The sequence below is a fragment of the Herbiconiux sp. 11R-BC genome (genome assembly GCF_049472555.1).
GTDB lineage: Bacteria > Actinomycetota > Actinomycetes > Actinomycetales > Microbacteriaceae > Herbiconiux.
In genome coordinates this window covers 12,564-37,895 of record NZ_JBCEBO010000005.1, presented here as the reverse complement: position 1 = coordinate 37,895, position 25,332 = coordinate 12,564, and the positions used below count along the sequence as shown (strand labels likewise).

The 25,332-nt window shown below is 71.9% G+C and carries 24 protein-coding genes and 1 tRNA gene; 10 read left to right on the top strand and 15 right to left on the bottom strand.

Annotated features, from left to right (window positions below):
- Window positions 1–77 precede the first annotated feature (77 nt).
- The 5 genes from thrB to VD659_RS12930 form a co-directional block, all read right to left on the bottom strand.
- A complete protein-coding gene (gene thrB / locus VD659_RS12950) occupies window positions 78–1,010 on the bottom strand; it encodes a homoserine kinase (protein WP_423261484.1) in 933 nt (310 codons plus the stop codon).
- A complete protein-coding gene (thrC, locus tag VD659_RS12945; RefSeq protein ID WP_423261483.1) occupies window positions 1,007–2,113 on the bottom strand; it encodes a threonine synthase in 1,107 nt (368 codons plus the stop codon). The genes thrB and thrC overlap by 4 nt, the downstream gene beginning before the upstream one ends.
- On the bottom strand, window positions 2,113–3,450 hold the full coding sequence (locus VD659_RS12940) for a homoserine dehydrogenase (protein WP_423261482.1): 1,338 nt from the start codon (window positions 3,448–3,450) through the stop codon (window positions 2,113–2,115). Before VD659_RS12940 ends, thrC begins: the two co-directional genes overlap by 1 nt.
- The gene (gene lysA, locus VD659_RS12935) at window positions 3,447–4,880 is read right to left on the bottom strand and encodes a diaminopimelate decarboxylase (protein ID WP_423261481.1); all 1,434 of its coding nucleotides are present in this window, start codon (window positions 4,878–4,880) and stop codon (window positions 3,447–3,449) included. Before lysA ends, VD659_RS12940 begins: the two co-directional genes overlap by 4 nt.
- Window positions 4,881–5,063: 183 nt before the next feature.
- Complete coding sequence (locus tag VD659_RS12930) at window positions 5,064–5,849, bottom strand: DUF2993 domain-containing protein (protein WP_423261480.1); 786 nt, start codon at window positions 5,847–5,849, stop codon at window positions 5,064–5,066.
- A gap of 153 nt (window positions 5,850–6,002) precedes the next feature.
- Between VD659_RS12930 and VD659_RS12925 the strand changes: the two genes are divergently transcribed.
- Window positions 6,003–6,923: an endonuclease domain-containing protein gene (locus tag VD659_RS12925; RefSeq protein WP_423261478.1), complete on the top strand. Its 921-nt coding sequence runs from the start codon at window positions 6,003–6,005 to the stop codon at window positions 6,921–6,923.
- A gap of 99 nt (window positions 6,924–7,022) precedes the next feature.
- Here VD659_RS12925 and argS read toward each other — a convergent pair whose 3' ends face one another.
- The gene (gene argS, locus VD659_RS12920; protein ID WP_423261477.1) at window positions 7,023–8,699 is read right to left on the bottom strand and encodes an arginine--tRNA ligase; all 1,677 of its coding nucleotides are present in this window, start codon (window positions 8,697–8,699) and stop codon (window positions 7,023–7,025) included.
- 24 nt (window positions 8,700–8,723) lie between these two features.
- The gene (locus VD659_RS12915) at window positions 8,724–9,527 is read right to left on the bottom strand and encodes a transglutaminase-like domain-containing protein (RefSeq protein WP_423261476.1); all 804 of its coding nucleotides are present in this window, start codon (window positions 9,525–9,527) and stop codon (window positions 8,724–8,726) included.
- A gap of 90 nt (window positions 9,528–9,617) precedes the next feature.
- On the opposite strand from VD659_RS12915, the gene VD659_RS12910 reads away from it, so the two are divergent.
- Window positions 9,618–9,693, top strand: a tRNA-Arg gene (locus VD659_RS12910).
- 98 nt (window positions 9,694–9,791) lie between these two features.
- Window positions 9,792–10,001 carry a hypothetical protein gene (locus VD659_RS12905; protein WP_423261475.1) on the top strand — a complete coding sequence of 70 codons (210 nt, stop codon included), beginning with the start codon at window positions 9,792–9,794 and terminating at the stop codon, window positions 9,999–10,001.
- Window positions 10,002–10,080: 79 nt separating this feature from the next.
- Here the strand turns inward: VD659_RS12905 and VD659_RS12900 are convergent, their stop codons facing one another.
- Both VD659_RS12900 and VD659_RS12895 read right to left on the bottom strand, forming a co-directional pair.
- Window positions 10,081–11,376, bottom strand: coding sequence for a C40 family peptidase (locus VD659_RS12900; RefSeq protein ID WP_423261474.1), 1,296 nt, complete (start codon window positions 11,374–11,376; stop codon window positions 10,081–10,083).
- A 182-nt stretch (window positions 11,377–11,558) separates the two neighbouring features.
- Window positions 11,559–12,293 carry a gamma-glutamyl-gamma-aminobutyrate hydrolase family protein gene (locus tag VD659_RS12895; RefSeq protein WP_423261473.1) on the bottom strand — a complete coding sequence of 245 codons (735 nt, stop codon included), beginning with the start codon at window positions 12,291–12,293 and terminating at the stop codon, window positions 11,559–11,561.
- Window positions 12,294–12,453: 160 nt separating this feature from the next.
- Between VD659_RS12895 and VD659_RS12890 the strand changes: the two genes are divergently transcribed.
- The 5 genes from VD659_RS12890 (at window position 12,454) to VD659_RS12870 (ending at window position 18,137) form a co-directional block, all read left to right on the top strand.
- On the top strand, window positions 12,454–14,577 hold the full coding sequence (locus VD659_RS12890; RefSeq protein ID WP_423261471.1) for a TPM domain-containing protein: 2,124 nt from the start codon (window positions 12,454–12,456) through the stop codon (window positions 14,575–14,577).
- A gap of 52 nt (window positions 14,578–14,629) precedes the next feature.
- Entirely contained in the window at window positions 14,630–15,373 is a 744-nt protein-coding gene (locus VD659_RS12885; RefSeq protein WP_423261470.1) for a PspA/IM30 family protein, read from the top strand.
- Window positions 15,374–15,386: 13 nt separating this feature from the next.
- The gene (locus VD659_RS12880; protein WP_423261469.1) at window positions 15,387–16,214 is read left to right on the top strand and encodes an arginase family protein; all 828 of its coding nucleotides are present in this window, start codon (window positions 15,387–15,389) and stop codon (window positions 16,212–16,214) included.
- A gap of 94 nt (window positions 16,215–16,308) precedes the next feature.
- Complete coding sequence (locus VD659_RS12875; RefSeq protein WP_423261468.1) at window positions 16,309–17,757, top strand: dihydrolipoyl dehydrogenase family protein; 1,449 nt, start codon at window positions 16,309–16,311, stop codon at window positions 17,755–17,757.
- Window positions 17,754–18,137, top strand: coding sequence for a Fe-S oxidoreductase (locus VD659_RS12870; RefSeq protein ID WP_137836880.1), 384 nt, complete (start codon window positions 17,754–17,756; stop codon window positions 18,135–18,137). The genes VD659_RS12875 and VD659_RS12870 overlap by 4 nt, the downstream gene beginning before the upstream one ends.
- A 28-nt stretch (window positions 18,138–18,165) precedes the next feature.
- Here the strand turns inward: VD659_RS12870 and VD659_RS12865 are convergent, their stop codons facing one another.
- Both VD659_RS12865 and VD659_RS12860 read right to left on the bottom strand, forming a co-directional pair.
- Entirely contained in the window at window positions 18,166–18,552 is a 387-nt protein-coding gene (locus VD659_RS12865) for an SIP domain-containing protein (RefSeq protein WP_423261467.1), read from the bottom strand.
- A gap of 83 nt (window positions 18,553–18,635) precedes the next feature.
- Window positions 18,636–20,063 (bottom strand): amidase, encoded by a 1,428-nt coding sequence (locus tag VD659_RS12860; RefSeq protein ID WP_423261466.1) that lies wholly within the window; start codon window positions 20,061–20,063, stop codon window positions 18,636–18,638.
- Between the two features lie 92 nt (window positions 20,064–20,155).
- Between VD659_RS12860 and VD659_RS12855 the strand changes: the two genes are divergently transcribed.
- Complete coding sequence (locus VD659_RS12855) at window positions 20,156–21,196, top strand: LLM class F420-dependent oxidoreductase (RefSeq protein ID WP_423261465.1); 1,041 nt, start codon at window positions 20,156–20,158, stop codon at window positions 21,194–21,196.
- Between the two features lie 4 nt (window positions 21,197–21,200).
- On the opposite strand, the gene VD659_RS12850 is transcribed toward VD659_RS12855, so the two are convergent.
- The 4 genes from VD659_RS12850 to VD659_RS12835 are packed head-to-tail and all read right to left on the bottom strand — an operon-like array spanning window position 21,201 to window position 23,772.
- Window positions 21,201–21,794, bottom strand: a complete 594-nt coding sequence (locus VD659_RS12850; RefSeq protein WP_423261464.1) for a GNAT family N-acetyltransferase — start codon at window positions 21,792–21,794, stop codon at window positions 21,201–21,203.
- A 39-nt stretch (window positions 21,795–21,833) separates the two neighbouring features.
- On the bottom strand, window positions 21,834–22,526 hold the full coding sequence (locus VD659_RS12845) for a uracil-DNA glycosylase (RefSeq protein ID WP_423261463.1): 693 nt from the start codon (window positions 22,524–22,526) through the stop codon (window positions 21,834–21,836).
- A gap of 2 nt (window positions 22,527–22,528) precedes the next feature.
- A complete protein-coding gene (locus VD659_RS12840) occupies window positions 22,529–23,260 on the bottom strand; it encodes a peptidase S51 (RefSeq protein ID WP_423261462.1) in 732 nt (243 codons plus the stop codon).
- Window positions 23,257–23,772 (bottom strand): phosphoribosyltransferase, encoded by a 516-nt coding sequence (locus tag VD659_RS12835; protein WP_137836887.1) that lies wholly within the window; start codon window positions 23,770–23,772, stop codon window positions 23,257–23,259. The genes VD659_RS12840 and VD659_RS12835 overlap by 4 nt, the downstream gene beginning before the upstream one ends.
- Window positions 23,773–23,829: 57 nt before the next feature.
- On the opposite strand from VD659_RS12835, the gene VD659_RS12830 reads away from it, so the two are divergent.
- Window positions 23,830–25,314 carry an MFS transporter gene (locus tag VD659_RS12830; RefSeq protein WP_423261461.1) on the top strand — a complete coding sequence of 495 codons (1,485 nt, stop codon included), beginning with the start codon at window positions 23,830–23,832 and terminating at the stop codon, window positions 25,312–25,314.
- Window positions 25,315–25,332 lie beyond the last annotated feature (18 nt).

Here is a 25,332-nt window from a genome sequence, read left to right as displayed (position 1 = left end):
ATGAGTTGGAGGAAATGCGGCCGGGACGGGATTCGAAGCAGAGGCTCTAGAACCTAGAGGCCTTGGGAACCTGAGGTCTACTTGACTTCGTCCGGGTGCAGCACCACTGTAGCACCTTTGAAGTCGACGGCCAGAACCAGGGCCTGCCAGGGTGTCGCGGCGGCGGCGGCCACGAGATCGGCGGCCGCCTGACGCTGCCCGGGGTCGCTGCAGAGCACCAGGATGCTGGGGCCGGCCCCCGAGACGACGGCCGGGAAGCCCTCGGCGCGCAGCGCCTGGATGAGCCGGTCGGTCTCGGGCATGGCGCTCGCGCGGTAGCTCTGGTGCAGCTTGTCCTCGGTGGCCGCGAGCAGCAGCTCGGGGCTCTGGATCAGCGCCGCGATCAGCAGGGTCGAGCGCGAGACGTTGAAGATCGCATCCGCGTGGGGCACCGATTCCGGCTGGAGGCTCCGCGCCAGCGCCGTCGACATGGTCTCCTGCGGAACGAGCACGAGCGGCGAGACGCCCCGGTGCACGATGAGCTTCTTGAACTGCGGTCCCTCGGGCGTGACCCAGGCGATGGTGAGCCCGCCGAAGAGCGCGGGCGCCACGTTGTCGGGGTGGCCCTCGAGCTCGGTGGCGAGGGCGAGGAGGCCGAGCGGGTCGATCTCCACCGCATCCGCCAGCAGGCCCTTGGCCGCCATGATGCCCGAGACGATGGCCGCGCCCGAAGAACCGAGACCACGGCCGTGCGGGATGACGTTGTGGGCCTCGAGGTGCAGGCCCGGCAGCTCCTGCCCGTAGTGGGCGAAGGTGTGCGCGATGGCGCGCACCACGAGGTTCGTCTCATCGGTCGGCACCTCGCCGGCGCCGACGCCGTGCACCTCCACGAAGGCGCCGGGCTCGTCGCGCACCGTGACGGTGAGTTCGTCGTAGAGCGCCAGGGCGAGACCGAGGGTGTCGAAGCCGGGGCCGAGGTTCGCCGTGGTCGCGGGCACCCGAACGGTGACCGAGCGGCCGGCGAGCGTCACGAAGCAGCCTTCGCGAGCCCGAGCACCCCGGCGATCTCGGCGGCGTCGACCGGCACCACCGTGGGGGTGATGTCGGCGCCGTCGGCCGTGCGGAGGGCCCACTGCGGGTCTTTCAGGCCGTGACCGGTGACGGTGAGCACCACGGTGGCACCGTTCGGGATGGCGCCGGCGGCGGAGCGCTCCAGCAGGCCGGCGACCGAGATGGCCGAGGCGGGCTCCACGAAGATGCCGACCTCGGCGGCGAGGATGCGGTACGCCTCCAGGATGTGCTCGTCGTCGATCGCGCCGAAGTACCCGTCGGTCGCCTCCCGCGCGGCGAGAGCGAGCTCCCACGAGGCGGGGTTGCCGATGCGGATGGCGCTCGCGATGGTCTCGGGGTGGGTCACGACGTGACCCAGCACGATCGGCGCCGAGCCGGCGGCCTGGAAGCCGAACATCCGGGGCAGCTTCGTGGTGGCGCCGCGCTCGAGCTCTTCGGTGTAGCCGCGCGAGTACGCGGTGTAGTTGCCCGCGTTGCCGACGGGGAGGATGTGGAAGTCGGGGGCGTCCTGCAGCACCTCGACCACCTCGTAGGCGGCGGTCTTCTGGCCGTTGATGCGATCCGGGTTCACCGAGTTGACCAGGTGCACCGGGTAGTTCGCCGAGAGCTCGCGGGCGAGGTCGAGACAGTCGTCGAAGTTGCCCTGCACCTGGATCAGCTGCGCGTTGTGCGCGATGGCCTGGCTGAGCTTGCCCATCGCGATCTTGCCCTCGGGCACGAGCACGGCGGCGGTGATGCCGGCGTGCGTGGCGTAGGCGGCGGCCGAGGCCGAGGTGTTGCCGGTGGAGGCGCAGATGACGGCCTTCGCGCCGTGCTCGACGGCCTTGGAGATGGCCATCGTCATGCCGCGGTCCTTGAAGGAGCCCGTGGGGTTCATGCCCTCGTACTTGACGAACACCTTCGCGCCCGTGCGCGCGGAGAGCGCCGGCGCCGGGATGAGCGGGGTGCCGCCCTCACCGAGGGTGATCACCGGCGTCGCGTCGGTGATGTCGAGACGGTCGGCGTATTCGCGCAGCACCCCTTTCCACTGGCGGGAGGGGATGCGTTCGGTGCTGTCGGCCACTAGGGCGTGTCTCCTTCAACTCGTAGGACTGATTCGACCGCAACGACGGCGTCGTTCTGCGAAACAGCCGCCACCGTCGCCGACAGGGCGGCGTCGCTGGCTTCGTGCGTGACAATGACAAGGGTAGCGGTGAGCGGTTCCCCGGCCGACCGCGCGGGGTCGGCGGAGGAGACGGTCTGCTGGAGCGCCTCCACCGAGACGCCGTGCTCACTGAACAGACCGGCGATCTGCGCGAGCACACCCGGCTTGTCGGTGACCGTGAGGGTGATCTGGTACCGCGTGCTCACCGCGCCGATGTCGAGCACCGGCAGGTTCGCGTGGGTGGACTCCCCCACCCCGGGGCCGCCGGCGACGTGCCGCCGGGCCGCCGACACGAGGTCGCCGAGCACGGCCGAGGCCGTCTCGAGGCCGCCGGCGCCGGCGCCGTAGAACATCAGGTCGCCCGCGGCCTCGGCCTGCACGAACACCGCGTTCTTCGCGTCGTGAACGGCGGCGAGCGGATGCCGCCGGCTGATCAGCGCCGGATGCACGCGCACCGAGATTCCCTCGATACCGCTCTGCGCATCCGTCAGCCGCTCGCAGATCGCGAGCAGCTTCACCACGTAGCCGGCCTTCTGCGCCGACTCCACCTGGGCGGCGGTGACGGAGGTGATGCCCTCGCGGTGCACCGCCTCGACCGGCACGGCGGTGTGGAAGGCGAGGCTCGCGAGGATGGCGGCCTTCTGCGCCGCGTCGTAGCCCTCGACGTCGGCGGTGGGGTCGGCCTCGGCGTACCCGAGCGCGGTCGCGATGGCCAGGGCGTTCTCGAAGGTGTCGCCCTCGACGTCCATGCGGTCGAGGATGAAATTCGTCGTGCCGTTCACGATGCCCATAACACGGCGCACCCGGTCGCCGGCGAGGCTGTCGCGGAGCGGGCGGATGATGGGGATCGCGCCGCCGGCCGCGGCCTCGTAGTAGAGCTGCGCCCCCACCTGCTCCGCGGCGTCGAACAGCTCGGGCCCGTGGGTGGCCAGAAGCGCCTTGTTGCCCGTCACGACGTCCGCGCCCGAGTTGATGGCGAGCAGGATCAGCTCCCGGGCCGGCTCGATGCCGCCCATCAGCTCGATCACGATGTCGGCCGAGCGGATGAGCGTGTGGGCGTCGGTGGTGAAGAGGTGCCGCGGGATGTCGGTGTCGCGCGGAGCATCCACGTCGCGCACGGCGATGCCGATGAGCTCGAGCCCGGCGCCCACGCGCGAGGCGAGCTCGTCGCCCTGCTCGAGCAGCAGGCGCGCCACCTGGGAGCCGACGGAGCCGGCGCCGAGGAGGGCGATGCGGAGGTTGCGGTATTCGATCATCGAGAGGCTCCCGGGTAGGCGGCGTCGCGGGCGAGGAGGTCGTTCTCGGTCTCGCGGCGCACGAGCAGGTGCGCCTCGCCGTCGCGCACGGCGACGACGGCGGGGCGGCCGAGGTAGTTGTAGTTGCTCGAGAGCGACCAACAGTAGGCGCCGGTGGCGGGCACCGCGACGAGGTCGCCGGGCTCGACGTCACCGGGCAGGTAGTCGGCGTACACCACGATGTCGCCGCTCTCGCAGTGCTTGCCGGCGAGCCGCACCAGCACGGGCTCGGCCGCGGAGGCGCGGCTCGCGAGCCGCACCGAGTAGTCGGCCCCGTAGAGGGCCGGGCGGGCGTTGTCGCTCATGCCGCCGTCGACGCTCACGTAGGTGCGCACGAGCTCGGTGGCGCCGGAGCCGCCGTCGCCGGGCTCCTCGGGCACCGTGACGAGCACCGGCTTGACGGTGCCGACCTCGTAGAGGGTGGTGCCGGCGGTGCCGATGACGGATCGGCCGGGTTCGAAGGCGAGCGCCGGGATCGGGATGCCGAGGCGGGCGCACTCCCCCGCCACCGAGTCGACGATCGCGGCGGCGAGCTCGGCGATGGGCGTGGGGTCGTCGGCCACGGTGTAGGCGATGCCGAAGCCGCCGCCGAGGTTCAGCTCGGGCACGGGGCCGCCCGCGAGGAGGCCCGCGTGCGCCTCGAGCAGGCGCGCGGCCGACTCGGCGAAGCCCTCGGAGCCGAAGATCTGCGAGCCGATGTGGCAGTGCAGGCCGAGGAAATCGAGGCCCGGTTCGGCGCGGATGGCCGCCGCGAACTCCGCCGCCTGATCGAGGCGCACGCCGAACTTCTGGTCCTCATGGGCGGTCGCGAGGAAGTCATGGGTGTGCGCGTGCACGCCGCTGTTCACCCGCAGGCGCACCGGCTGCACCCGGCCGTGACGCGCGGCGGCCTCGGCGATGCGGCCGATCTCCACGGCGCTGTCGATCACGAGCACGCCGACGCCCGCGGCGACGGCCCGGTCGATCTCGGCGGGTGACTTGTTGTTGCCGTGCAGCCCGATGCGGGCCGGGTCGACTCCGGCGGCCAGCGCCACCGCGAGCTCGCCGCCCGAGCAGGTGTCGATGGCGAGCCCCTCCTCCGCCACCCAGCGCGCCACCTCGATGCTGAGGAAGGCCTTCCCGGCGTAGTAGACCTTGGCGCTCGTGCCGACGCGGGCGGCCTCGGTCTCGAAGGCTGTGCGGATCTCGCGGGCGCGACCCCGCGCATCCGCCTCGTCGACCACGTAGAGCGGGGTGCCGAAGCGGGCGGCGAGCTCGGGGGCAGGGACGCCGCCGATCGAGAGCACGCCCGAGGTCTCGCGCACGGCCTGGCGCGACCAGATGGGCGCGGGCAGCTCGTTGGCGTCGGCCGGGAAGGCGAGCCATGCGGGAGCGAGCGGGCTGGAGGTCATGGGCTGTCCTGGATGCGTCGGAAGGGCTGGGAGTCGTCGTGATGCTGCACGGCCGGTGGCCGGTGGGCACGAGAGGGCGAGCGGACCCGGCTTGGTCCCTGAAGCCTGCCCGAGGGGCGAACACCCGGACGTACCGACGATCTTAGCGGCTGCGCACATGCCGCTGCCCGCTTGTTACGTGCGCTAGGGGCAGGTGCCGAGGGTGCGGAGACTGTCTTCGCTGAGCACGAACTGCTGTGCGGCGAGCGAGGCGGAGACCTGTCCGCTCGTGACGTCGATCGACTGCACGGTCGCACCCTGGGGCAGGTACTGCGCGACGCAGACGGTGATCGGATTCTTCGTGAGGCCGCCGAGCACGCCGCTGAGGTCGACGAGGTTCGAGCCCTGGGTGAGGGCGGCCGACTGCGGCTGGATGACGACATCCGTTCCCGAGGCCTGGACGGTGCCGGTGATGCGGTAGCCGATGGTGAGGCCGAGCACCGTCACCTGGCCGTCGTACGACACCGCCCCGTCGCCGAGCACGAGGCTCGCGTCTCCCGGCAGCGTGACGATGGAGTCGACGGCGGACTGATCGAGCGTGACGGTGGCCTGGATGTCGCCGACCGGCTTCGAGAGATCGGTCGGCACATCCGTCGCCGTGACGTGCGCCGCGAGCGGAACCCCGTCGACGGTGAGAGCGGGCGCGTCGAGCTGCACCTCGTGGAAGGAGCCCGCGAGCAGCTGGCTGAGGAACGAGAAGCCACCGATGGAGACGGAGACGTCGCCCTGCAGGTTCGTGGGCAGCTGCGAGCGGATCTCGGATTCGGCGCGGCCCTGCGCGTAGGCCCGCGCGCCGATGTCGGCCACGACCAGCAGCACCGCGAGCAGCACGAGGCTGCCGAGCACCAACCACGGCCAGCGCCTCCCGCGCTTCGGCCGGGACTGCGCCGGGGCGGGTGCGACGGGCACGGTGGGGTACTCAGCGGTCATGCGACCATCCTGACATCGCGCCGCCGAGGTGACGAGAACTCTCCTCCGCGGCGCTGGCGTCAGCGGATGCAGAAATGACGCGTACTGACGTCGTATTCGGGGTTGCTCCACGTCATTTCTGCATCCGCTAACCACATGCGGCAGTATCTGAGCATGCATCATGTTACAGAGCTGCTCGAACGCGAGGGCGGCATCGCGTCCACCGTGCAGCTGCAGATGCAGGGCGCGCAGATGGCCGACATCACGCGCGCACTGCGCTCGGGAACGATCGACCGCGTGCGGGTGGGCTGGGTCGCCCTTCCCGGCGCTCCGGCGAAGGTCGTGCGCGCGGTGCGGGTGGGCGGTCGCCTGAGCTGCCTCTCCGTGCTGCGCGAGGAGACGATCTGGTGCTCTCACGACCGGCGGCTGCACGTGCGGGTGGCGGCAGGCGCTCGCGGACTCTCTTCACCGCACGACCGCGCCGTGCCACTCGGGAACCCTGAACGCTGGGGTGTCGTCGTGCATCGCACGCTCCCCGGCTCCGGCCTCGACGAGCCGGAGGGGCCGGTCGACGGTTTCGAGTGGTCGCTGTTGCAGGCCGTCGTCTGCCAGAGCAAGGCCGATGCGATCGTGACCCTCGACTCGGCCCTGAACAAGAATCGCGTTTCGAGAACAGAGCTCGAGTTCTTGATGAGTGGATTGCCGAACAGCTACCGCCGGTACCTCGATCTCGTCGACCCGGGCGCGCAGTCCGGGCTGGAGACCAAGGCGCGGCTCGGACTGCACCGCTACAACATCCCGTACCGCAGCCAGGTGAAGATCGGCGCCGCCGGATACGTCGACCTCCTGGTCGGCGACCGGCTCGTGATCGAGCTCGACGGTCGGGAGTTCCACTCGAGCGACGAGGCCTACGAGGAGGATCGGCGCCGTGACCTCATCCTGCACGAGCTCGGGTACGCGGTGATCCGGCTCACCTATGACCAGGTGATGAGCCAATGGGGGCGCGTGGTGGCGCTCATCCGCGAGCTCGTGGCCCGGCAGGAGCACCGGTGGTCGGCGCGGCACAGGCGGGCAGGGCTCGCGATCAGCCCGTGAACAGCGGCCGTGCGGTTAGCGGATGCAGATATGACCAGGACCGACGCCGTATTCGGGGTCGGTCCTGGTCATATCTGCATCCGCGGGCGGAATGGCCGGCTACATGCGGTCGGGGGCGGAGACTCCGATGAGGTCGAGGCCGTTGCGGACGACCTGGCCGGTGGCGTCGTTGAGCCAGAGGCGGGTGCCGTGGATGGGCGCGATGGCCTCGTCGCCGAAGGGCAGCACACGGGTGGCGTCGTACCAGCGGTGGTAGTAGCCGGCGAGCTCCTCGAGGTAGCGGGCCACGCGGTGCGGCTCGCGCAGTTCGGCGGCGTGGGCCACGATGCGCGGGAACTCCTGCAGGGCGCCCAGCAGCGCGGTCTCGGTGGGGTGCACGAGCAGCGCCGGCTCGAAATCGGCACGCGTCACACCGGCCTCGGCGGCGTTGCGCGCCACCGAGCGGGTGCGGGCGTGGGCGTACTGCACGTAGAACACCGGGTTGTCGTTGGTGCGCGAGCGCAGCTTCTCGCCGTCGAGGGCGAGCGGCGAATCGGCCGGGTAGCGGGCGAGCCAGTAGCGCAGGGCGTCGGCCCCGAGCCAGTCGAGCAGGTCGTCGAGCTCGATGATGTTGCCGGCGCGCTTGGAGAGCTTCGCGCCGTTGAGGTTCACGAGCTGGCCGATGAGCACGCTGAGACCCGTCTCGGGGTCGTCGCCCGCGGCGGCCGCGAGGGCCTTGAGGCGGCCGACGTAGCCGTGGTGGTCGGCGCCGAGCAGGTAGATCTTCTCGGGGAAGCCGCGGTCCTTCTTCGAGAGGTAGTAGGCCGCATCCGCCGCGAAATAGGTGACGATGCCGTTGCCGCGGGTGAGCACCCGGTCCTTGTCGTCGCCGAAGTCGGTGGTGCGCACCCACACGGCGTCGTCGGCCTCGTAGACATGACCCTGGGCGCGCAGGCGCTCCTCTGCGTCGTCGATGGCGGTCTTGCCGGTCACCGCATCCGGAGCGTGCAGGCTGCGCTCGGAGAAGAACACGTCGAAGTGCACGTGGAAGTTCGCGAGCGACTGCTGGATCTCGGCGAGCTGGAACTCGTAGGCGAGGTCGCGCGCGATCGCCACGGCCTCCTCGTCGGGCTTGTCGAGCAGGTCGGGGACGACCTCGAGAACGCGCTGCGCCAGGGTCTGGATATAGGGCCCCGGGTAGCCCTTCTCCGGCGTCGGCAGGCCCTTGGCGGCGTGCAGCACCGAGAGGCCGAAGACGTCCATCTGGGCGCCGGCGTCGTTGATGTAGTACTCGGTGGTGACGGCGGCTCCGGATGCCTTCAGCACGCGGGCGATCGAGTCGCCGAGCGCCGCCCAGCGCGTGTGGCCGATGTGCAGCGGGCCCGTGGGGTTCGCCGAGACGAACTCCATGTTGATGGTGTGACCGGCGAGCACGGCGTTGTGGCCGTAGGCGTCGCCCGCGTCGACGATGGTGCGCGCGATCTCGCCCGCCGCCGCCGTGTCGAGGGTGATGTTGATGAAGCCGGGGCCGGCCACGTCGACCGCGGCGACGCCGTCGATGGCCTGGATGCCCGGAACCAGCTCGAGGGCGAAGGCGCGCGGGTTGGTGCCGAGCCGCTTGGCGAGCTTCATCGCGATGTTCGAGGCCCAGTCGCCGTGGTCGCGGTTGCGCGGGCGCTCGAGCGCCACATCCGCCTCGGTGAGCTGCAGGCGCTCGCCCCCGTCGGCGCTCTCGCGGGAGGCGAGCACGTCGGACACGATGGCGAACAGAGCGGCGGAAAGGGCTTCGGGAGTCACGGCGAACAATCCTACCCGCCGGGCTCAGCGGAGCTGGACGAGCTTCGTGATGTCGTCGAATGGGAGGGAGTCGACGACGGCCGAGACCTCGAGGTTCTCGAGGATCAGGTTGCCGCCGTGGTTGGTGAGGAAGGCGGTGTCGGCGGCGTCCCGGCCGGTGGCGATGCGCAGCAGGCTCTGGCGCGGGGCGAGCGTGGTGGCGTCGACCACGTGCCAGGCGCCCTCGACGAAGGCCTCGGCGACGGCGTGGAAGTCCATCGGCGAGAGTCCGGGCGCGTAGACGCTCGCGAGCCGGGCCGGCACGTCGAGCGCGCGAAGCAGCGCGATGACGAGGTGCGCGTAGTCGCGGCAGACGCCCTTGCGCAGCAGCAGGGTCTGCACCGCGCCGTCGGTGGGGGCGCTCGAGCCGGGCACGTAGCTGAGCTCGGAGCCCACCCAGGAGCTCACCGCTTCGAGCAGCTCGCGGTCGAAGAGCCCACGGAACTCCCCCAGCGCCGTGGGCATGAGGGTGTCCGACTCGCAGTAGCGGCTCGGTCGCAGATAGCGGATGAGGTCGACCGGCTCCACGGGCGCCGGGGCGACCTCGCCGTCCACGACGGCCTCGTAGCGGGCGGTGAACCGGCCCGGCGGCACGTCGAACTGGTGCAGGCGGGTGCCGTGCGCATCCGTGATCTCGAGCGGCTCGATCAGCCGGCCGTCGACGCGGTACTCGACGAGTTCGTGGGCGAAACGCGCCGCAGGTCCCACCGGGGCGGCGGCGATGGAGAAGATGACGGTCGTACCGAGATCGACGGTCGCGTCGATGTTCGCGAAGACGGAACGCTGCATGCTCACGATCCTGTCATGAATGGCAGGTGCTGCACGCCAGGGGTGACCGGAAGGGGCGTCACATCCTGCTACCCTGGACAGGCACCCCGGGCCCCCATAGCTCAGGGGATAGAGCGTCTGCCTCCGGAGCAGAAGGCCGTAGGTTCAAATCCTACTGGGGGCACCAATCCCATACTCGCGTGATCACTCGCTTCTTCCTCTACAATGCCGAGCACACGGACCACCCATCCGTGACACCGTTCGAAGAGGAATGAAGGCCCGCAGATGGATGCCGTCGAGACCTACCGTGCCCACAACATGTGGCACAACCGCATGCAAGGCGAGGAGACCGACCTCTCCTCGCACGTGATCCGCAGCCAGGCGATCGCCGAGGGCCGCATCTGGGCGAAGACGCGCCAGGTGGACCACATCGTGCGGAACGCCGACGGCTCGGTGGAGTCGGTCACCGAGTTCGGCGAGCACGCCGAGGTCTGATCGGCCGCGGGCCGGTCGGCTCGGGGGGTCAGACCACCCGGGGGCTCAGATCAGCCGGGGTCTCAGATCACCCGGCGGCTCAGACCAGCCGCACGAAGTAGAAGCTGCCCCACAGCCCGGTGGCGTGCGTCACGTAACGCCCCCAGTCGGGAGAGTGGATGACGCCACCGTGGCCGTCGTAGATGCCGATGTGCGTTCCCGGCCAGACCACGAGGTCGCCGGCCTGCGCATCCTGCGGCGAGACCCGCACGCCCATGGCCGCCTGGCGGCTCACCAGCCGGGGTAGCGAGATACCGAACTGGCCGAACACGTACTGCGTGAGGCCGTCGCAGCCGAAGCTGTCGCTCGGGTCGGCACCCCAGCCGTAGGGCACGACGCCCACGAACTGCTCGGCGTAGGCCACGACGGCCTCACCGCTGTAGGACTGCGCCGGCGGGTCGTAGGAGGGCGCGGACGGCGCCGACGGAGCAGGGGCCGAGCCGCCGCCACCCGAATCAGACGACCCTCCCCCGCTCGCGGCCGCCTGCTCCTCGGCCGCCTGCTGCGCCGCGAGGGCGTCGGCAGCGGCCTGCTGAGCGGCGAGCTCTGCGGCCTTCGCGGCAGCGACGCCGTCGTTGTACTGCTGCTCGGTGGTGATCGTGTCCTGCTGCAGGGCCGTCAGCTGCACGCTGAGCTCGGCCTGGTGGTTCTCCTGCTCCAGCAGGGCCGACTGCACCGATTTCTGAGCGTCGAGCGCCTGGGCGAGGGCCGCATCCGCCGCCTGGGCGAGCACGGTGAGGCCCTGCTTGGCGACGCCCGCCTGGTCGCTCAGCGAGGAGGCGGTGTTCGCGTCCTGCTTGGCCTTGTCGAACACGCCCTCGCTGGTCTCGCTGAGCTTCGACATGGTGCCGAGCTGGTAGAGAAGATCGCTCGAGTCGCTTCCGGCCACGAGCAGCCGGGAGCTGAGGTCGTTGCCGGCGCTCCGCGCGAATTGGGCGGCGAGGGCCGCGGCGCGCTTGTTCGAGGCCTCCGACTGGGCTGCAGCGGCCGTGGCCTGCGCCTGCAGCTGATCGGCCTTGCGGGTGCCCTCGGCGAGGGCGTTCTGCGCGGCCTGGTCGTCGGCCCAGGCCTTGTCGGCGGCGGACTGGGCGGCCGCGACCTGGCTCTGGATGCCGGCGATGAGGTTCTGGATCTCGGTGATCTGCGCCTGCTTCGCGCTCTCGCTCGCCCGGGCGGCCTCGACCTGGTTCCAGGAGGGGTAGTCGGTGGCGGCGGCGGGCGACACGATGAGCATCGTGGCCGCGAGAACGGCCGCGGAGGCGATAGCCAGGGCGGCGGCGGCACGCCGCGGAGCGCTCTTCAAGCCGGCTGACCCGGTTGTCGCGGTGACCCGCATGGCACTCCCCTGAACGATCGAGCGACGCAGGACCGAATCACTCCAGTCACATTCGTCACAGTGGCAACGCTGATCACATTAGCAACTCACCGGCGTTTCGCACAGCCGAGTTCGCGTGGGCGGAGTTATAGTGCCCGATTTGCATCCCGCATTGTAGCCGGATGCGAGAGCCGCGGATGCGGTCAGGCCGCGAGGGCCAGGGGGCGGGCGAAGCCCGCGAGCAGTGCGGCGAGCTGGCCGCGCGGGGCGCCCGGGTCCTCCGGGTGCCACTGCACGCCCACGATCGGGGCGTCCGCGTGCTCGATGGCCTCGACGAGGCCGTCGGATGCCGTGGCCGCGGCCCCGAGTCCGGCCCCGAGGCGGTCGACGGCCTGGTGGTGGGCGCTCTGCGTCGAGAGCACCGGGCCGAGTCCGGAGGCCAGCCGGCTGCCCGCCGCGAGGCGCACGGCGTGGGTCGCCATCACGCGCTCGATCGGCACGCCGTCGTTGCGGTGCACGCCGGTCTCGCCGAGATCCTGGATCAGCGAGCCGCCGAGGGCCACGTTGATGATCTGGTGCCCGCGGCACACGCCGAGCAGGGGCGTCCGCCGCTCCAGGGCCCGGCGCACCAGCGCGAGCTGCGCCGCATCCGCCCGCTCGGCGTGCCGGCCCTCGCCGCGGTAGCCGCGCGCGGCGCCGTAGAACTCCGGCGCGATGTCCTCTCCCCCGAGGATCACGAGCGCCGCCGAGCCGTCGGTGCGCCGGAGGGTTCCCCGCTCCCCCAGGCGCTCGGCGGCCACGACGTCGACCTGCCAGCCGGCGTCGGCAGCCCCGCGCACCGCCCGCTCGGCGAGCAACGAGGAGTAGGCGTGGTACTCCGGCGCATGTGGGCGGTCGTCGGTCACGACGACGACGCTCAAGCGGCCACGGGAGTCCATGTCCTCCATCCTGCTGACGGCGGCGAACGGATGCACGCCCCGCCGTAACAGGACGACACACGACCGCACCGAGCCGCCACCCGGGAGGCTCCCGGGAATCGTGGGGAGAACATCCGGATTCGTAGACGGCCCCCCGGCCGCCCTCCTAGAATCTGCACCAATGAGACACCCGCACAAGACTCCCCGAGCGGTGAGCCTCCGCACTCTTCTCCTCGCCGCCGTCGCGGCGATCGGCCTGGCGCTGCTCGCCCCCGCGAGCGCGGCCGTCGCGGGTGATCCGGTGACGCTCAACGGGCGGTACATCGTCGACGAGGTGGGCGTTCTCGACCAGTCCGGCACCGCCCGGGTGCAGGACGCGATCGACACGCTCGCCACGGAGCAGGGCGTGAACCTCTTCGTGGTCTACACCGACAGCTTCACGAACCCCTCCGACCGTCAGGCCTGGGCCGAGCAGGTCGCGACCGTCAACCAGTTCGGCACGAACGACGTGCTGCTCGCGGTGGCCACGACCGACCGGCTCTACCAGTTCTCGGTGGCCTCCGACTTCGCGCTGAGCGACACCCAGCTCACCGCGATCGAGACGCAGGACATCGTGCCGGCGCTGCGGCAGGGCGACTGGGCCGGCGCCGCGGCGGGCGCCGCCGAGGGGCTGGGCCGGGAGCTCGCCGGATCGGGCTCCTCGGGGTCGACCGGCTCGACCGGGTCCACGGCCTCCGACGGCGGCTTCGGCGGACTCGTCTGGGTGCTCGCCATCGTCATCATCGTCGTCGTCGCGGCGATCGTGCTGATCCTCGTGCTGCGCCGCCGGCGCTCCATCGACAAGACCGTCACAGCGAACGCCGCGGCCCAGGTGGCCGCCCAGGGGCCGACCCAGAAGGAGCTCGACCGCCAGGTGGGTGCCGTGCTGGTCGATCTCGACGACGCCGTCACCACGAGCGAGGAGGAGCTCGGCTTCGCCGTGGCGCAGTTCGGCGCCGAGGCCGCCGCCCCCTTCACCGCGGTGCTCGGCGAGGTGAAGACCACTCTCTCGCAGGCCTTCACGCTCAAACAGAAGCTCGACGACGCCGTGCCCGACACCGAGGAGGAGCGCCGCGCGTGGTCGCAGCAGATCATCGCGCTGTGCGACCAGGCGGCCGACCAGCTCGACGAGCAGGCCGAGGCCTTCGCCGCGCTGCGCGACCTCGAACGCGACCCGGTTCCGGCGCTCAGCGCCGCCACGAACGATCTGCAGGCCCTCACCGGGAGCGGCACGCAGGCGCGAGAGCGCCTCGCCGGCCTGACGGCCCGCTACGACGCACCCGCCCTCAGCACCGTGGTGGGCGGCGTCGAGCAGGCCGACCGGCTCCGCGACTTCGCGCAGCAGCAGCTCGAAGCGGCCGCCACCGCCGCGAAAGAGGGGCGGGCCGGCGAGGCCGCGGTGCAGATCCGCGCGGCGCAGCAGGCCGTCGTGCAGGCGCAGACCCTGATGGCCTCGCTGGTGAAGCTCGAGTCCGACCTCGCCGCCGCCGGCAGCGCGCTCGCGGCGGCCATCGCGGATGCCCAGCAGGACCTCGCGGAGGTCGCCCGCGTGCAGGCATCCGGAACCGCCGCCGACCCCGAGCTCGCCCGCCTCGCCGCGGCCGTCTCGGTGGAGCTGCAGCGCGCGCAGACCACCGGGCCGCGTGACCCGCTCAACGCGCGTATCGCGCTCGAGGCCGCCGACGCCCCGCTCGACGCGGCCCTGCTCTCGGCACGCGGCGAGCAGGAGCGCGCCACGCGCCTCGGCGCTCAACGCGACCGCTCGATCGCCGCGGCGCAGAGCGAGATCGCGGCGGCGCAGGCCTACCTGCAGACCCGGCGAGGGGCGGTGGGCCCGGATGCGCGCACCCGGCTCTCCGAGGCCCAGCGCCACCTCGACCTGGCCGTCTCGGTCGCGATCTCCGACCCCGAGAGCTCGATCCGCGAGGCCGGCATGGCGGCCCAGCTCGCCTCACGGGCGAGCGCGTCGGCGCAGCAGGACGTGAGCTGGGCGCAGACCGGCGGCAACCAGGGCATGCCCACCGGCGGCGGGGGCGGCGGCGACTTCACCGGGGCTCTGCTCGGCGGCATCATCGGCGGCCTGCTCGGCGGCGGGGGCGGCGGCCGCTCCGGCGGCTACGGCGGCGGCTTCGGAGGGTTCGGCGGCTTCGGCGGCGGGGGCGGATCCTCGCGCGGCGGCTGGGGTGGCGGCAGCCGCGGCGGGGGCGGCGGCTTCGGCGGCTCCTCGGGCGCCGGCGGCCGACGGGGCGGCGGGGGCCGATTCTGAACCAGGGCATGACGCGACACAGATCACCGATCCAGCACAGAAGGAGAACACGATGACCAGCAAGCAGTCCATCTTCGGGCGCATCGCCCAGCTCGCCAAGGCCAACATCAACAACCTCATCGACCAGGCCGAGGACCCCCAGCTGATGCTCGACCAGCTGGTGCGCGACTACACCGAGAACATCGCCGACGCGGAGAGCGCCATCGCCCAGACCATCGGCAACCTGCGCCTGCTCGAGGACGACCACCGCGAAGACGTGGCAGCCGCGGCGGACTGGGGCCGCAAGGCCCTCGCCGCGAGCACCAAGGCCGACGAGTACCGCGCCGCCGGCAACACGACCGACGCCGACAAGTTCGACGCCCTCGCGAAGGTGGCTCTCACCCGCCAGCTGCAGTCGGAGAACGAGGCCAAGGACGCCGAGCCCTCGATCGCCTCCCAGACCGAGTCGGTCGAGAAGCTCAAGTCGGGCCTGGCCTCGATGAAGGAGAAGCTCAACCAGCTGAAGTCCAAGCGCGACAACCTGGTGGCCCGCGCGAAGACCGCCCAGGCCCAGGGTCAGGTTCAGGATGCGCTGAAGAACCTGAACGTGCTCGACCCCACCAGCGACCTCGGCCGCTTCGAGGACAAGATCCGCCGCGAGGAGGCCCGCGTGCGCGGCCAGGAGGAGCTCAACGCCTCGAGCCTCGACGCGCAGTTCGAGAGCCTCGACGACATCGGGGAGCTGACCGAGGTGGAGGCGCGCCTCGCGGCGCTCAAGTCCGGCGGGGCCGCCAAAGCGGTCACGAGCGGCGAGTAGGCGCGCCGAACCGGTGGCTGCGACCTTCGTCGTCGTCCCCCAGTGGCAGGGCTCCGGCTCGAGCCGGGCGATGCGCCTCATCGACGGCGCCGAGGCCGTGCGCGGCGACCTGCCGTCCTCGGCCACGCGCGTGGTCGAGGTGCCGGCGGGCGCCGGGGAGTCCCTGGGAACCGGGGTCGACCGCTTCTCGTCGATCGAGTTGATCGCGGCGGCGAGCGATGCCGTGCTCCGGGAGGTCGAGGGCGTGCCGATCGTGATCGGCGGCGACTGCGGCATCGAGCTCTCGGCCGTGCGCCACGCCGTGCGGAGCACGGTGGAGCCCGTGACCCTGGTGTGGTTCGACGCCCATCCCGACCTCAACACTCCGGAGTCCTCCCCCTCGGGGGCGTTCCACGGCATGGTTCTGCGCACCCTGCTCGGCGGCGGACCCCGCGAGCTGGCCGCAGAGGCGCTGCTCGAGCCCGCCCAGGTGGTGCTCGCGGGAACCCGCGCGCTCGACGACGCCGAGGCGGCCTTCGTCGACGAGGCGGGAATCCGGATGCTCGCCCCGGCGCAGCTCGCGACTCCGGATGCGCTCCTCGCCGCCCTGCGCGAGGCCGGCGCCGGCGCGGTGTACCTGCACGTCGACCTCGACGTCCTCGACCCGGGTGAGATCGACGGCGTGGCGTTCCCCGAGCCGTTCGGCGTGGGTGCGGCCGAGCTGACCGCGGCCATCCGCGCCGTGCGCGAGGAGTTCACACTCGTGGGCGCCGGCATCACCGAGTTCGCGCCGTCGACGCCCGAGGCGGCGGTCGAGGACCTGCCGACGATTCTGCGGATCGTGTCGGCGCTGGTGCGCTGAGCATCCGGCCGGCCCTCGGGGGCGGCGCCGCGCATCCGGCCCGCCGCAGCGCGATCTGTGCGCAGAATGGGATGACACGAAGCGAGGAGCAGCAATGACCAGCGAATACGACGTGATCGTGATCGGTGCGGGAGCGGTGGGCGAGAACGTGGCCGACCGCGCGGTGCAGGGCGGCATGACGACCGCTCTCGTCGAGGCGGAGCTCGTGGGCGGCGAGTGCTCGTACTGGGCCTGCATGCCGTCGAAGGCGCTGCTGCGCGCCGGCGTGGTGCTGCGCTCGGCAGAGAACGTGAAGGGCGCCTCGGCCGCCGTCACCGGAACGGTCGACGCGGCCGCGGTGTTCGAGCGGCGCAACTCCTTCACGAGCGACTGGAACGACCAGGGGCAGGCCGACTGGGTCTCCGGCGCGGGCATCGAGCTTATGCGCGGACACGCCGTGTTCACGGGCGTGAAGGAGCTCGCGGTCACGGCGGCCGACGGAACGGTCACCACGCTCAGAGCCCGTCACGCGATCGTCGTGTCGACCGGGTCGACCGCGTTGCTGCCCGACATCCCGGGCCTCGCGGAAGCCGCTCCGTGGACCAGCCGCGAGGCCACGAGCGCGCAGAGCGCCCCGGCCCGCCTGACCGTGGTGGGCGGCGGGGTCGTGGCCTGCGAGATGGCCACCGCGTACGCCTCGCTCGGCAGCACGGTGACGCTGCTCTCGCGCGGCGGGCTCCTCGCCAACCAGGAGCCGTTCGCGGGCGAGCTCGTGACGGCCTCGCTGCGCGAGCTCGGCGTCGACGTGCGCACCGGCGTCTCCCCCACCGCGGTGGAGCGCGGCGCCGACGGCGTGGTGCGCACGACGCTGGCCGACGGAGCCGTGATCGAGGGTGACGAGATCCTCGTCGCCACCGGCCGGCTGCCCCGCACGGGAGACCTCGGCCTCGAGGCCATCGGTCTCGAGGCGAACCAATGGCTGACGACCGACGACACCCTGCTCGTGCTCGGCGCCGACGGAGAGCCGCTCGAGGGCGAGTGGCTCTACGCCACCGGAGACGTGAACCATCGCGCGCTGCTCACGCACCAGGGCAAGTACCAGGCCCGGGCTGCCGGCGACGTCGTCGCGGCGCGCGCCACCGGCACGCCGCTCGCGACCGGCCCCTGGGGCCGGCACGCGGCGACGGCCGACCATGCCGCCGTTCCGCAGGTGACCTTCACCGACCCGGAGGTGGCGTCGGTGGGCCTCACGGCCGCGGCCGCGGAGAAGGCCGGGTTCCGCATCCGGGTGGTCGACTACGAGATCGGCAACGTGGCGGGCGCCTCGGTCTCCCGGGACGGCTACCAGGGGACTGCGCGCATGGTGGTCGACGAGGACCGCCAGGTGATTCTCGGCGCGACCTTCGTGGGCCCCGAGGTGTCGGAGCTGCTGCACTCGGCGACGGTCGCGGTGGTCGGCGAGGTTCCGCTGTCCCGCCTCTGGCACGCGGTGCCCTCCTACCCCACCATCAGCGAGGTGTGGCTGCGCCTGCTCGAGACGTACGGCCGGGACGCCAGCGCGTGACACCGCTGGAACGTCTGCGGAGCGTGCTCTACGCGCCGCCCGTGGCCCGGGCCGGCTACCTCTACGCGACCGGGGTCGGGCTCGCGCTGGGGGCGCTGCTCGGCACCGGGCGCATCCGGCGGGTGGATGGCTTGTTCGTGTGCGTCGGCATGCCCGCCTGGGCCTTCCGCCGCGGAGGCACCTGCGTGGGCGGGGTCTACCTGACCGACCGCAACGACGCGCCGCACGTGCTCCGGCACGAGGCCGTGCACCGGAGGCAGTGGCAGCAGTACGGGATGATGTTCCCGCTGCTCTATGCGCTCGCCGGGCAGAACCCGCTCACGAACCACTTCGAGATCGAGGCCGGCCTCGAGGACGGCAACTACCTGCCGCGCGGGTAGCCTGCGGGCCAGGGCCCGGGCGGACGGCTCAGACGGCGGCGGAGTCGTTCGGCACGCCGGGCGCGAGCCACACGCAGACGGCGGCGCCGTCGAGCTCGAGATCGCCGGTGGACATCTCGCCCATCCAGGCGCGCACGGCGCGGGCCACGGCCTGGCCGGGGGCGCAGGCGAGACCGGTACCCATCTCTCCCGAGCGGATGTCGCGGGCGAGCCAGGCGACGGTGACGCGTTCAGGGGTGGCGATCGGGTCGATCGCCGCTGCATCCGGAACCTCGATGAAGATCTGCCCCTGCGCCCGGTCGGGAAGCGTGGCCACGAGGGCCCGCAGCTCATCGAGATTCGCCTCGGTACCGGCGAGCAGCACTCGGCCGGCTGCACGGGAGACGAGGGTGGCGTCGGAAGCGATCACATACATTTGAGGCAAGTATAGGCATGCCTTACTTAGGATTGCCACACCTCTGAGAGAACACTCGGGCAGGGCGGCACGATCCGCCCGGGTCACCACTGCGGCGGATGCACCGACCCCCAGCCGAGCCGCCGCTCGAGCTGCCGGGCGATCGCGAGCAGCGTCGCCTCTCCCCCGGGGCGCCCGACGAGCTGCGCCCCCATCGGCAACCCCTCCGCCGTGCGGTGCACCGGCACCGTGATGGCGGGCAGCCCGCTCACGTTCGCGAACGAGGTGTAGGGCGTGTACTGCACCTGCTGCGCGAAGTTGCGCTCTCCGTCGTGGGCGTCGAACCAGCCGAGCGGCCGCGGGGTCATGGCCAGGGCGGGCATGAGCACCGCGTCGTAGCCCTCGAACTGCCGGATGATCGACCGCTCGTAGGCCGACAGGGTCGCCAGGGCCCGCGCGAGCTCCACGGCGGGAATGGAGCGGCCACGATGAACGAGCCAGCGCGTGAGGGGCTCGAGCAGGTGCTCGTCGCCCTCCTCGACCGGGATGCCCCCCGCGCCCACCTGCCAGATCACCCGGAACGCCCAGGCGTAGTCGGGCGCGGGCTCGAGCGCGAACTCCTCCATGCCGTGGCCGAGCGAGACCAGCGTGTCGCGCGCCACGGCGAGGGCCTCGGCGGCCTCCGCCCCCAGCACGATCTCATAGGCCGTCTCCCACGGCGAGCCCGTGGTGAGCCCGATCTGGAACCGCCCCTCGCCGCGCAGCGCCGCACCGAGGAACAGCCCGTCGTCGTCGCTGGGCGCCCGCACGGTGTGGTGGTGCAGGATGCGCTCCCCGCGACGGGCGATCATGCCGTCGAGCAGCAGGGCGGCGTCACCCACGGTGCGCGCGATCGGTCCGGCGACGGGAAGACCGGCCAGCGCATCCAGGCCGGAACCCGCGGGCACGAGACCGCGCGAGGGCTTCAGGCCCACGAGCCCGCAGGCCGCGGCCGGGATGCGGATGGAACCGCCGCCGTCGGAGCCCGGCGCGAAGGGCAGCAGGCCCGCCGCCACGGCGACGGCGGCGCCTCCGCTCGAGCCGCCGGACCCACGGGTGGTGTCGTAGGGGTTGCGCGCAGGCGGCGCGACGAGGGTCTCGGTGTAGCTCGGCAGGCCGAACTCCGGTGTCGCCGTCTTGCCGAGGCTGACGCCGCCGGCCGCGTCGAGCTGGAGGGCGATCTCGTCGCTCTGCTCCGGCTCGAACTCGGCGAACAGCCGCGAGCCGAAGGTCGTGCGCACTCCCGCCCGCCGTGTGAGGTCCTTGTCGGCGAACGGCAGACCCCAGAGCGGCGCGGTGCGGGGCACGGATGCCTCCACCTCGGCCGCGCGGGCCCGGGCGGCCTCCGCGCTCACCGTGTAGAACGCGCCGAGCGACGGGTTCAGTCGCGTGATGCGCTCGAGGTAGTGCTCGGTGAGCTCGAGCACCCCGAGCTCACCCCGCTGCAGCAGACGGTACTGTTCCAGAGCGGTGAGGTCATGGATCTCGGCCATGGTCCGACCCTATCCCGCCGCCGCTTCGCCGGGCCGTTCGCTAGGCTCGATCACGGCCGCTCCCCCGCGGCCACGACGGCGAAGGAGCCCTCATGCGCCTGGGTGTGGCGATCGACTATTCCGACGACTTCCTGACGGCCGCCGCCGAGGTGCGCGACTACGAGCGCGCCGGCGCGGGCCTCGTCGCGGTCTCGGAGGCGTACTCCTTCGACGCGGTGAGCCGGCTCGGGTACCTGGCCGCCATCACCTCCACCGTGGCGCTCACCTCCGCCATCCTGCCGATCTACTCGCGCACCCCGACGCTGCTCGCCATGACCGCCGCCGGGCTCGACGACCTCTCCGGTGGCCGCTTCGAGCTCGGCCTCGGCTCCTCGGGGGCGCAGGTGATCGAGGGCTTCCACGGCGTGCCGTTCTCGGCTCCGCTCGGGCGGCTGCGCGAGACGGTGGAGATCTGCCGCGCGGTCTGGCGCCGCGAACCGCTCGTGCACGAGGGCCGCTTCTCGCCGGTGCCGCTTCCGGCTGGACAGGGCACCGGCCTCGGCAAGCCGCTCAAGCTCATCAACAAGCCCGTGCGCGCCGGCATCCCGATCTCGCTCGCCGCACTCACCCCGAAGGCGGTGGCCCAGGCCGCGGAGATCGCCGACGGCTGGTTCCCCGTGTTCTACCACCCCGGCAACGCGGCGGCCGCCTGGGGCGACGCCCTCGCCGAGGGCCGGGCCGCGCGTTCCGCCGAACTCGGCCCGCTCGACGTGATCGTGGGGCTGCCCCTCTACGTCGGCGACGACGCCGAGCGGATGCTCGAACCGCACCGCCGCCGCACCGCCCTCTACCTCGGCGGGATGGGCGCCCGCGGGGCGAACTTCTACAACGACCTGGCCGTGCGCTACGGCTACGCCGACGAAGCCGCCCGGGTGCAGGAGCTCTACCTCGCGGGCGAGACGGAGGCGGCTGTCGCCGCGCTCCCGGAGGATCTCGTGCGCTCGACCGCCCTGATCGGCACCGCCGAAGAGGTGCGCCGCGGGCTCGACGCGCTCCGCGCATCCGGTGTCACGACCGTGCTGACCCAGCCCGTGGCACCGACCGCGGCCGGCCGGCTCGCCTCGTTCGAGGCGGCTGTCGGCCTCGCCGCCTGAGCGGCTACTTCAGCGACTTCTGCAGCAGCACCGTTCCGAGCCAGTGCCCGAACTTGAACCCCACCCGGCCGAGCCGGCCCACCTCTTTGAAGCCGAAGCTCTCGTGCAGCTTGATCGAGGCCTCGGCGCCCTGGTCGGCGATGACGGCGAGGATCTCCTTGATGCCGGCCGCCTTCGAGCGGGCGATGAGCTCGCCGAGCAGCGCCCGGCCGAGCCCCTTGCCGGTCGCGGCCGGGCCGAGGTAGATCGAGTTCTCCACCGTGCGGCGGTAGGCGGCCTTCTGCTTCCAGGCCGAGACGTAGGCGAAGCCGAGCAGCGTTCCCGAGGGAGACATCGCCACGAGGAAGGGGTAGTTCAGCTTCTGCGTCCAGGCGAACTTGTGGCGCCATTCCTTGAGCGTCATGGCGTCTTCGTCGAAGGTCACCACGGTGTTGGCCACGTAGTGGTTGTAGATCTCGCGGATGTACGGCAGATCGGTCTCGACCGCATCCCGGATCTCGTACTCGAAGGGCACCTCGAGCGGCGGATGCTCCACCCGGCCGGGGGCGCGCAACTCGCGCGGGAGCTGACGGCGGGGCTGGTACTCCTCTTCCAACATGCGCTCAGCCTACCCAGGAGCGCACGGCGCCCGTGCGGGTCAGGCCACCCTCCAGTCGACCGGTTCGGCGCCCTGCGCGGCGAGCAGCGCGTTCGCCCGGCTGAAGGGCTTCGAGCCGAAGAATCCGCGACTGGCCGAGAGCGGGCTCGGATGCGCGCTCGTCACGAAGGGCACCGGGCCGAGCATCGGGGCGAGGTTCGCCGCATCCCGGCCCCAGAGGATGGCGACGAGCGGCGCCTCCCGCTCCACCAGCACCCGGATCGCGCGCTCGGTCACCTGCTCCCAGCCCTTGCCGCGGTGCGAGCCCGGCTCGCCGGGGCGCACGGTGAGCACGCGGTTCAGGAGCATCACCCCGTTCTCGCCCCAGGCCGAGAGGTCGCCGTGCGGTGCGGGCGGGATGCCGAGGTCGTCGTTCAGCTCGCGGTAGATGTTCGACAGGCTCCGCGGCAGCGGGCGCACGTGCCGTTCGACGGCGAAGGAGAGGCCGATCGGGTGCCCCGGGGTGGGATAGGGATCCTGCCCCACGATGAGCACCCGCACCCCGGCGAGCGGCGCCCGGAAGGCGCGCAGCACGTTCTCGCCCGCCGGGAGGTAGCCGCGGCCGGCCGCGTTCTCCTCGCGCAGGAAATCGCCCAGCTCGGCGACGGTGCCGGCTACCGGGGCGAGCGCGGACGCCCAGCCGGGGTCCATCCGGCCCGATGCCGCGAGCTCGTCGAGGGACTGACCGGGCATGCTCAGCTCGCGCCGGCTCCGGCGGTGGACACCCGCACGCTCCCCGCGTCGGGCGTCACCTTCCAGACACTGCCGCGGCCCACGACCTGCAGCGGGCCGACGCCGACCACGAGAGCGGTGTGCTCGTCGATGGCCACGCCACCGTCGACCGCCCCGGCCTCGGTGGCCGCGATCAACCGCGAGATCGTGCCCCACTGGGCCGCGTGCACGTCGACCGCGAGGTCGATCAGGCCGATGCCGGCCGCGATCGTGAGCTGCTCGAGGTCTTCGTCGGCCTCTTCGGCGCCGATCTCGACCTCGTCGATCTTCCAGCCGCCCACGATCGCACGCTCGGCGGCGATCGACGCGCCCGCCGAGAAGCCGAGGTAGGGCACCCCGGAGGCCACGAGCCGGCGGATCTCGCCGAAGGCCGGTTCGAGCGAGGTGCGGTAGGCGGGAGTCAGCCCGCCCCAGACCACGATGCCGTCGACATCGGCGAACTTCTCCGGGCCGATCGGCGCGTTCTCCGGTGCGAGCACGGGCACCGGCACGAACTTGGCCAGCTGCTCGAAGGCGGCGACGAGTTCGGCGTAGCGCTCCGGGGCGTCGCCGTCGCGCACGAGCACGATGGCGAGGCGGGAGCCCTCGAGCACCCCGGCCGCTTCGGCGCGGGCGACGAGCTCGTCGAAGAAGAGGCGGTAGACCGCGCCGTCGTCTTCGATCGGCCAGCCGCCGCCGACCAGATGGATGCTCACGCGGCGTCGGTTTCGCTGACCGGCGGGTGCGCCGACCACGGGAAGACGATCCAGCGGTCGGTGGTCTTCCAGTGGAAGTCGGGGGCGATCACCGAACGGGGCTTGATGTAGAGGGTGGCCGAGCGCACGGTGATGTCGACCTTCTCGAGCAGCTCCACGACGAGGGCCAGCGTGCGTCCGGAGTCGGCCACGTCGTCGACGAGCAGCACGTTCTTGCCGATCAGCGGCTCGTTGTCGAGCAGCGGCGGCAGGATGATGGGCTCGGGCAGCGTCTCCTCGATGTCGGAGTAGAACTCCACGTTGAGGCTGCCGCAGCTCTTCACGCCGAGGGCGTAGGCGAGCGCGCCTCCCGGGATGAGGCCGCCGCGGGCGATCGCGATCACGAAATCGGGCTTGAAGCCCGACTCCACGATGTCGCGGGCGAGCGAGCGGGAGGCGTCGCCGAACTCGAGCCAGCCGAGCACCTCGCGTTCCGGAGTAGCAACGGGCTCTAGGTCTACGCTCGAATTCATGGAGGCAAGGCTACCGGAATCCGTGCCCGCCTCCGAGACGCGGGATAGCATCCGTTCATGACTTCGACGACGCCCCGGGTGCCGGGCTTCCGATCCGGCGCGATCGGCGTCACGGCCTCCCTGATCGGGTTCCTGTTCCTCGTGGAGATCACGAGCGGAATCCTCCAGGGCTACTACGTGCCCCTCATCCCCGACCTGGTGAAACACCTCGGCATCCACGACGCCGACTTCAACTGGTTCGAGGCCGCGCAGCTGCTGCTCTCGGCGATCGTGGTGCCCGTCCTCGCGAAGCTCGGCGACATGATGGGCCACAAGCGCATCCTCCTGATCGCCACCGTGGTGACGGCCGGGGCGAGCTGGTGGCTCGTGGCCGCCGGCGACTTCACGAGCTTCCTCATCGCCTGGGCCCTGCAGGGCTTCTACGTGGTGTGGCTGCCGCTCGAAGTTGCGCTCATCTTCGACCGCGGCCGGCGCACCGGGCGCGCGGCCTCGCAGACCCGGCGGGCCGCGGGCCTGCTCGTGGTCGCGCTCGAAGCAGGCGCCATCATCGGTGCGCTCGCGAGCGGCGTGGTGTTCGGCGCCCTCGGCGAGAACGTGCCGCTCACCATGGCGGTGCCCGCCGTGGCCGTGACACTGGTCTTCTTCGCCATCCTCTTCGGGGTGCCGGAGTCGACGCCGCAGGCGGGGCGCAAGCTCGACATCGTCGGCTTCACCCTGCTCACCTTCGCCCTCCTGCTGATCACGAGCGGGCTCACCTTCCTGCGCATCAACGGGCCCGGAACCTGGTGGGTGTGGGCGCTCGTGGCGCTCGGGGTACTCGCCTTCCTGCCGTTCGGGCGCTGGGAGCTGCGCCAGCCGGATCCGGCGATCGATCTGCGTGTGCTCCGTCAGCCGACGATGTGGCCCGTGCAGGTGACCGCCGGACTCATCGGCATCAGCCTGCTCGGCGCGCAGGCGCCGCTCAGCACCTTCGCGGGCACCGACCCGGTGAACGGCTACGGGCTGGGGCTCGGGGCCACGAGCCGGAGCATCCTGATCGGCGTCTACCTCATCTCGATGATCGTGGGGGCGCTGCTGTTCCCGCTGTTCTCGCGGCTGGCGAGTCCGCGTGTCGCGCTCATCGGCGCCACGATCCTGGTGGCCGTGGGCTACGCGATGTTCCTGCCGTTCCACCAGGAGACCTGGCAGGTTTTCGTCAACATGTTCATCGCCGGACTCGGCTCCGGCGCCCTCGTGGGCGCGCTGCCGGCCGCGGCCGCCGCCGCTGCGCCGATCGGGCAGACCGGCATCGCCGCCGGGCTCACCAACACCACCAAGACCATCGGCGGCTCGTTCGCCTCGGCGGTGTTCGGCGTGGTGCTGTTCCAGGGGGCATCCCAGGCCGTGACGGCCACGGCCTCGAGCCTCTCCGGCTACATGACGGTGTGGGCCATCTGCGCCGGTGGCGCCGTGGTGGCCGCTGTGCTGCTGTTCTTCGTGCCGAAGCTCGCCTTCGCGGATGCGGCGGTGCCGCTCGAGGAGCCGGCCGCCGCCACTCGGTAGCCGGCTCCGCGCCGCGGA

Coding starts and splice junctions, on each gene's coding strand:
- VD659_RS12860 (WP_423261466.1), bottom strand. CDS start 20,063: ATGGCCGAGATCCATGACCTCACCGCTCTGGAACAGTACCGTCTGCTG.
- VD659_RS12895 (WP_423261473.1), bottom strand. CDS start 12,293: ATGGACTCCCGTGGCCGCTTGAGCGTCGTCGTCGTGACCGACGACCGC.
- VD659_RS12915 (WP_423261476.1), bottom strand. CDS start 9,527: ATGCAGCGTTCCGTCTTCGCGAACATCGACGCGACCGTCGATCTCGGT.
- VD659_RS12940 (WP_423261482.1), bottom strand. CDS start 3,450: ATGATCGAATACCGCAACCTCCGCATCGCCCTCCTCGGCGCCGGCTCC.
- VD659_RS12845 (WP_423261463.1), bottom strand. CDS start 22,526: ATGCCCGGTCAGTCCCTCGACGAGCTCGCGGCATCGGGCCGGATGGAC.
- VD659_RS12885 (WP_423261470.1), top strand. CDS start 14,630: ATGACCAGCAAGCAGTCCATCTTCGGGCGCATCGCCCAGCTCGCCAAG.
- VD659_RS12830 (WP_423261461.1), top strand. CDS start 23,830: ATGACTTCGACGACGCCCCGGGTGCCGGGCTTCCGATCCGGCGCGATC.
- VD659_RS12905 (WP_423261475.1), top strand. CDS start 9,792: ATGGATGCCGTCGAGACCTACCGTGCCCACAACATGTGGCACAACCGC.
- lysA (WP_423261481.1), bottom strand. CDS start 4,880: ATGACCTCCAGCCCGCTCGCTCCCGCATGGCTCGCCTTCCCGGCCGAC.
- VD659_RS12855 (WP_423261465.1), top strand. CDS start 20,156: ATGCGCCTGGGTGTGGCGATCGACTATTCCGACGACTTCCTGACGGCC.
- VD659_RS12890 (WP_423261471.1), top strand. CDS start 12,454: ATGAGACACCCGCACAAGACTCCCCGAGCGGTGAGCCTCCGCACTCTT.
- VD659_RS12930 (WP_423261480.1), bottom strand. CDS start 5,849: ATGACCGCTGAGTACCCCACCGTGCCCGTCGCACCCGCCCCGGCGCAG.
- VD659_RS12850 (WP_423261464.1), bottom strand. CDS start 21,794: ATGTTGGAAGAGGAGTACCAGCCCCGCCGTCAGCTCCCGCGCGAGTTG.
- VD659_RS12900 (WP_423261474.1), bottom strand. CDS start 11,376: ATGCGGGTCACCGCGACAACCGGGTCAGCCGGCTTGAAGAGCGCTCCG.
- VD659_RS12865 (WP_423261467.1), bottom strand. CDS start 18,552: ATGTATGTGATCGCTTCCGACGCCACCCTCGTCTCCCGTGCAGCCGGC.
- VD659_RS12835 (WP_137836887.1), bottom strand. CDS start 23,772: ATGAATTCGAGCGTAGACCTAGAGCCCGTTGCTACTCCGGAACGCGAG.
- VD659_RS12925 (WP_423261478.1), top strand. CDS start 6,003: ATGCATCATGTTACAGAGCTGCTCGAACGCGAGGGCGGCATCGCGTCC.
- VD659_RS12875 (WP_423261468.1), top strand. CDS start 16,309: ATGACCAGCGAATACGACGTGATCGTGATCGGTGCGGGAGCGGTGGGC.